The sequence below is a fragment of the uncultured Cyclobacterium sp. genome (assembly GCF_963976465.1).
GTDB lineage: Bacteria > Bacteroidota > Bacteroidia > Cytophagales > Cyclobacteriaceae > Cyclobacterium.
Genome location: NZ_CAXBOC010000622.1, coordinates 1 through 2,808, shown reverse-complemented (window position 1 = coordinate 2,808; position 2,808 = coordinate 1). Strand labels below are relative to the sequence as shown.

Sequence of the window (2,808 nt, the reverse complement as noted above, 5' to 3'; positions counted from 1 at the left end):
GCAACTGGCCGCAAAAAAAGGGGTAGCCATTGATATGCCTGCAGGCCCCTCTGAGGTCCTTGTTTATGCGGATGAAACCGCCATTCCTGCATTTGTTGCTGCTGATTTACTTTCACAAGCAGAGCATGGTGCAGACAGTCAGGTGGTCTTGGTTTGCCCCACAGAAGCCATTGTAAACAAAGTGATAGAGGAGGTAGACATACAACTGAAAGAACTTCCCCGACAAAAAACAGCAGAAAAGGCTTTGAAAAATAGTTTGGCAGTGGTGATTAATGAGAGAAATACCGCCTTGGAGTTAATCAATGAATATGCTCCCGAACATCTTATCCTTAATATTGAAGATGAGGACAATATAGTGAAAGGAATTATTAATGCCGGTTCTGTATTTATCGGCAATTACACCCCTGAGTCTGCTGGAGATTATGCCTCAGGCACCAATCACACCTTACCTACCAATGGTTATGCAAGAAGCTTTTCCGGTGTTTCTTTAGACAGTTTTGTAAAGAAGATCACATATCAGAAAATCACTGAAAAGGGATTGAAAGGATTGGGCCCTGTGATAGAGGTTATGGCTGAAAACGAACAGCTTATGGCTCACAAACAAGCAGTAAGCATACGTTTGAATTACCTAAAAAAAAATAAATAATAATGGCATTTGATCTTCAGAAATTACTAAGGCCACACATTGCCTCTCTAAGGCCTTATTCCTCTGCCAGAGATGAATATACAGGGAAAGATGGCGTCTTCCTTGATGCCAATGAAAATGCTTTGGGCTCAGTTTCTAAGCAAGCCTTTAATCGCTACCCTGATCCTTACCAATCAAAACTAAAAGAAAAGTTAGGTGAAATAAAACAAGTCCTCCCTGTAAATATCTTTCTTGGTAACGGAAGTGATGAAGCCATAGATTTACTGTTCAGGGCCTTTTGTAGGCCGGGCGTAGATAATGTCATTATCATGCCACCCACTTATGGGATGTATGAAGTAAGTGCTGGTATCAATGATGTAGCAACCAAAAAAGTACCCCTTTCCGCTTCTTTTGAGATTGAGGTAGAAAAGGTATTGGAGGCTGCGGACAAATTCACGAAGATTATTTTTATTTGCTCTCCAAATAACCCTAGTGGAAATAAAGTTTTACGCCAATCCATCTATCAAATTCTGACCAATTTTGATGGTTTGGTGGTGATAGACGAGGCCTATATTGATTTCAGTGATGAACCTAGCTTCAGTTTAGAGCTAAACCATTATCCCAATATGTTGGTCATGCAGACACTTTCAAAGGCATGGGGCTTGGCCGCATTGCGTTTGGGAATGGCTTATGCGTCCAAAGAGATCATTGGTATACTTAATAAAATCAAGCCACCTTATAATATCAGTGGTTTGACCCAAGAAACCGTGTTGAAGGCCTTGGAAAACACCAAGTTATTGGAAGACATGGTAAAGGAAATATTGGTACAAAAAGAGAAGTTACAATTTGCCTTGGAACAAGTACCTGAAGTGGAAAAGGTTTATCCTTCAGCTGCTAATTTTCTTTTGGCAAAAGTTCCGAATGCCAATCAAGTTTACCAAAAACTAATCGAAAAAAAGATTATTGTAAGAGACCGGTCAAAGGTTCAACGCTGTGAGGATTGTTTGCGTATAACAGTAGGTAATGAAGAGGAAAACAAGCAATTCATTCAGGCGTTGAAAGAGGTCCTACAAGTCCATACTAAAACCACTTGAACAAATTTAAGCATGAAAAAAAAGCTATTATTTATAGATAGGGATGGTACCATTATCAAGGAACCCCCAACTGATTTTCAGGTAGATAGCCTGGAAAAACTTGAATTCATCCCCAGAGCAATCAGCAACTTGGTAAAGATTGCAGAAGATGGAGAGTTTGAATTGGTTTTGGTGACCAACCAAGACGGTTTGGGAACAGATTCCTTTCCTGAGGAGACTTTTTGGCCGGCTCAATTTAAAATGCTTAAAACATTGGAACAAGAGGGTGTTATTTTCAAGGACATCCATATTGACAAGACTTTTGAGCATGAAAATGCCCCTACGAGAAAACCGGGAACAGCTTTGCTTACTGCTTACCTTAATGGAGACTATGATTTAGAAAACTCCTATGTAATTGGAGATCGAGAGACCGATGTAACCCTAGCGAAAAACCTTGGCGCAAAATCTGTTTTTTTAGGAAAAGAAGAGGTAAAAGAGGCAGATATTTCTGTAGACAATTGGGATAAAATATATGAATTTTTGCAACTTCCTCCCCGAAAAGCAGAAGTGGTAAGAAAGACAGCGGAAACCAATATAGACATTAAATTAAACCTTGACGGAACAGGAAATAGCAGTATCAGTACAGGTCTTCCATTTTTTGACCATATGCTGGATCAACTTGCCAAGCATGGCGGTTGTGATCTCGAAATAAAGGTAGAGGGAGACTTACATATAGATGAGCACCACACCATCGAAGATACAGGCTTAGCGCTTGGGGAAGCATATTTGAAAGCAATGGGAGACAAAAAAGGTATCTATAGGTACGGCTTTTTACTTCCTATGGACGATTGTTTGGCCCAAGTTGCAGTAGATTTTGGAGGACGTCCTTGGATCGTTTGGGAAGCAGAATTTAAGCGTGAAAAAATTGGTGACATGCCTACCGAAATGTTCTACCATTTCTTTAAGTCTTTCAGTGACACCTCCAAGTGTAATTTGAATATAAAAGCTGAAGGTGACAATGAACACCATAAAATAGAAGCCATTTTTAAAGGGCTTGCAAGAGCAATCAAAATGGCGGTTAAAAAGGATCTTGATGCTTTGGATCAACTT

At 39.9% G+C, this 2,808-nt stretch carries 3 protein-coding genes; all 3 read left to right on the top strand.

The features are described from left to right. Window positions 1-646: histidinol dehydrogenase (hisD, locus tag AAC037_RS23080; protein WP_339905945.1), on the top strand; the 646-nt coding region annotated here is incomplete at its 5' end. 2 nt (window positions 647-648) lie between these two features. Continuing rightward, complete coding sequence (hisC, locus tag AAC037_RS23075; RefSeq protein WP_339905943.1) at window positions 649-1,719, top strand: histidinol-phosphate transaminase; 1,071 nt, start codon at window positions 649-651, stop codon at window positions 1,717-1,719. A 12-nt stretch (window positions 1,720-1,731) separates the two neighbouring features. Next, window positions 1,732-2,808 (top strand): bifunctional histidinol-phosphatase/imidazoleglycerol-phosphate dehydratase HisB (hisB, locus tag AAC037_RS23070; RefSeq protein WP_339905941.1); only part of this gene is annotated, 1,077 nt, incomplete at its 3' end.